This window comes from Cellulomonas septica, assembly GCF_012396155.1.
In the GTDB taxonomy this organism is placed as follows: Bacteria; Actinomycetota; Actinomycetes; order Actinomycetales; family Cellulomonadaceae; genus Cellulomonas; species Cellulomonas septica.
The window spans coordinates 1-3,672 of record NZ_JAAXOY010000352.1 but is presented as its reverse complement, the minus strand read 5'-3'; the positions used below and the strand labels follow the sequence as shown (position 1 = coordinate 3,672).

The following is a 3,672-nucleotide window of genomic DNA, read 5'->3' as shown; positions in this document are numbered from 1 at the left end:
GGCGCCGCCCACGGCCCCGCGCACGCCGCTGACGACGCCGCGCGCGGGCTCGCCCGCGGTGACCCCCGCGCCGCGCAGGGAGGTGGCCGGTGCCGTTCGGTGAGGAGCACAGCGCGACGCTGCTGATCTCGGTCGACGGGACGCCCCTGCCGGCCGACGTCGCGCCGCTGCTCGTGTCCGGGTACGTCGACAGCGCGCGCAGCGTGCCGGACCTGTTCGTGCTGCGGTTCTCCGACGAGCACGGGACCGTCCTGACGAAGGGCGGGTTCACGATCGGCGCGCAGGTCCAGCTCCAGGTGCAGTCGAGCGGCCCGGGTGGCCCGAAGCCGCTGCTCAAGGGTGAGGTCACGGCGGTCGAGGCGGAGCTCGACCCGGAGGGGCTGCACACCGTGGTGCGCGGCTACGACGTGTCGCACCGCCTGTTCCGGGGTCGCCGGATGGAGGCGTACCGGAAGATGAAGCCGGGCGAGATCGTCCGCAAGGTCGCGCAGCGCGCGGGGCTCGCGGTGGGCACGGTCTCGTCGCAGGGGTCCGTGATCGAGCACGCGGTGCAGGACGACGTCGACGACTGGACCTTCGTGTCGACGCTGGCCGACGAGCTCGGGTGGGTGCTGCGCGTCGTCGACGGCAAGCTCCAGGCCGGGCCGCCCGCGCAGGCGACCGCAGCACCCGCGACGAGCGGCGAGGCCCGCAAGGACCCCCTTGTCCTGGAGAAGGGCGTCAACCTCCAGTGGCTGCGCGCGACCGTCACCGCCGCCGGGCAGGTGCCCGACGTCGAGGTCCGCAGCTGGGACGTCAAGCAGAAGAAGGCGCTGGTCGGCACGGCCACCGCGACGACGGTGAGCGCACAGCTCGCCGACGCCGACCCCGTGAGGCTCGCGAAGAAGTTCGGCGGACCGACGCTCGTCGAGTCCGCGTCGTCGCTCGAGACGCAGGCCGCGGTGAACGCGCGGGCGAAGGCGCTCGCGGACCGGATCGCGGGCGGGTTCGCGGAGCTCGAGGGCGCGGCGCACGGCAACCCGGCGCTGCTCGCGGGCGGGTCGGTCGCGGTGCGCGGGATCGGCTCGCCGTTCGACGGGCAGTACGTGCTGACCGCGGTGCGGCACGACTTCGACGCCGAGGGCGGGTACGTCACGTCGTTCACGGTCGCGGGCGCGTCCGAGCGGTCGCTGCTCGGCACCGTGCTCGGGTCGACGGCCGGCGGGCTGGGCGTCGCGGGCGGTCCGACGGGTCGCACGCCGACGCTCGGCGTCATGCAGGCGATCGTCACCGACGCCAAGGACCCCGAGGCGCTCAACCGTGTCCGCATCAAGCTCCCCGTGCACTCCGACACGTACGAGTCGGGCTGGGCGCGCGTCGTGCAGCCGGGAGCGGGCGCGTCGCGCGGCACGGGCATGCTGCCCGAGGTCGGCGACGAGGTGCTCGTCGCCTTCGCGGAGGGCGACCTGGGCCAGCCGTACGTCCTGGGCGGGCTCTACAACGGCAAGGACAAGCCCGACAAGGACCAGGTGGGCAGCTCCGACGGCAAGATCCAGAAGCGCGTCTTCGTGTCCCGCACCGGCATGCGCGTCGAGCACCTCGAGAAGCCCGGTGCGGAGGAGCTGACGATCTCGACGAACGCCGGTGCGCAGAAGATCCGGCTCGTCCAGAAGCCGGACGCGGCGATCGAGATCATCTCCGAGGGCCCGATCACCGTCACCGCGAAGAAGGAGGCGACGGTCACCGCGCAGAACGACGTGTCGGTGACGAGCAAGACGGGCGCCGTGAAGGTCAAGGGCATCGACGTGACGGTCGAGGGCTCGAAGTCCCTCGCGCTGAAGGCCCCCCAGGTGACGGTCGAGGGCACCGCGAGCGCCGAGGTCAAGGGCGCCGCCGTCAAGGTCGCCGCCCAGGGCACGGCCGAGCTGTCGGCGACCGGCATCACCACCGTCCGCGGCTCGCTCGTGAAGATCAACTGAGGGGGCGCGACGTGGGTCAGGAGTTCATCGGCGCCGGGTGGGCGTTCCCCGTGCGCACCGACGCGACGGGCCGCATCGCGCTGTCCCGCGAGGGCCGCGAGATCGAGGAGAGCATCCGTCTGATCCTCGCGACGGCCCCCGGCGAGCGTCCGATGCGACCCGAGTTCGGCTGCGCGGCGCACGACTACGTGTTCGCCCCGGCGGACGCGTCGACCGCGGGCGCGATCGCCGACGCCGTCCGCGTCGCGCTCGACCGGTGGGAGCCGCGCATCGACCTGCAGGACGTGCTGGTCCGGTACGACGAGGTCGACCGCGGCCTGCTGTACATCGACGTGCAGTACGCGCTGCGCGGTACGAACGACCCCCGCAACCTCGTCTTCCCCTTCTACACGATCCCCGACGAGCGCCCCGGCTCCCCCGCGGGCACGGGCGCCGCCGGGCCGACGGGCGGAGGTGCCTGACGTGCTGCCCACCCCGAACCTCGACGACCGGCGGTTCCAGGACCTCGTCGACGACGCGAAGCGCATGGTGCAGCGACGCTGCCCGGAGTGGACCGACCACAACGTGTCCGACCCGGGCGTGACGCTCATCGAGACGGTCGCGTTCATGGCGGACGAGCTGTTCTACCGGCTCAACCGCGTGCCCGACCGGCTGTACGTCGCGTTCCTCGACCTGCTGGGCGTCACGCTGCACCCGGCCGGCGCGGCGACCGTCGACGTGACGATGTGGCTGTCCGCGCCGCAGCCGGAGACGGTCGTCGTGCCCGAGGGGACCGAGTCGGCGACGCAGCGCGGCGAGGGCGAGGAGCCCGTCGTGTTCGCGACGACCGCGGAGCTGCGCATCCCCCCGCGGTCGCTCACGCACGTGCTGACCCAGCGCCCCGGCGGCGAGCCCGTGCCGCACGACGAGCAGCTCTCGTTCCGCGAGCCGTTCCCCGTGTTCGCCGACGTCCCGCAGCTCGACGACGTGCTGCTGCTCGGCCTCGACGACGCGGCGCCGTCGTGCGTCGTGGTCCTGCGCTTCGACTCCGACGTGCAGGGCGTCGGCGTCGACCCGCGGCACCCGCCGATCGTCTGGGAGGCGTGGGACGGGCGCGCGTGGGTGTCGTGCGACGTCGACAGCGACGGCACCGGCGGCCTCAACCGCCCCGGCGACGTGGTGCTGCACGTCCCGGCGACGCACACCGCGCACGTGCTCGCCGACCGCCGCGCGGGCTGGCTGCGCTGCCGGGTCGTCCCGCCCGACACCGACTACACGGGCTACTCGGCGTCGCCCACGGTCCGCGAGGCGAGCGCGTTCACGATCGGCGGGACCGTCGCGGCGATCCACGCGGCGACCGTCGAGGACGAGGTCGTCGGGCTGTCGGAGGGCACGTACGCGCAGGTCTTCCCGCTCGAGCACGGGCCTGTCGTCGCGGGTCCGCCGCTGGTATTGGAGGTCGCCGCGGGCCCCGGCTGGGACACGTGGGCCGAGGTCGACTCGTTCGCAGGGCACGGGCCCGACGACCAGGTGTTCCGCGTCGACCGCGCCGCGGGCGAGCTGCACCTCGCGCCCGCCGTCCGCGAGCCCGACGGGACGCTGCGCGCGTACGGCGCGGTCCCGCCCAAGGGTGCCCCGATGCGGCTGCCGCGGTACCGCACGGGCGGCGGGCCCGACGGCAACGTCGCGCCCGGCACGATCCAGGTGCTGCGCGGTGCCGTGCCGTTCGTCGACC

General features: G+C 74.0%; 3 protein-coding genes. All 3 read left to right on the top strand.

The features are described 5' to 3' along the window. Positions 1 to 89: 89 nt before the first annotated feature. Positions 90 to 1,958, top strand: a complete 1,869-nt coding sequence (locus tag HGA02_RS13070) for a VgrG-related protein (RefSeq protein WP_168679377.1) — start codon at positions 90 to 92, stop codon at positions 1,956 to 1,958. An 11-nt stretch (positions 1,959 to 1,969) separates the two neighbouring features. Then, entirely contained in the window at positions 1,970 to 2,419 is a 450-nt protein-coding gene (locus tag HGA02_RS13065; protein ID WP_168679376.1) for a GPW/gp25 family protein, read from the top strand. Position 2,420: 1 nt separating this feature from the next. Further along, positions 2,421 to 3,672, top strand: a 1,252-nt coding sequence (locus tag HGA02_RS13060; RefSeq protein WP_168679375.1) for a putative baseplate assembly protein, incomplete at its 3' end; no start/stop codon positions are given.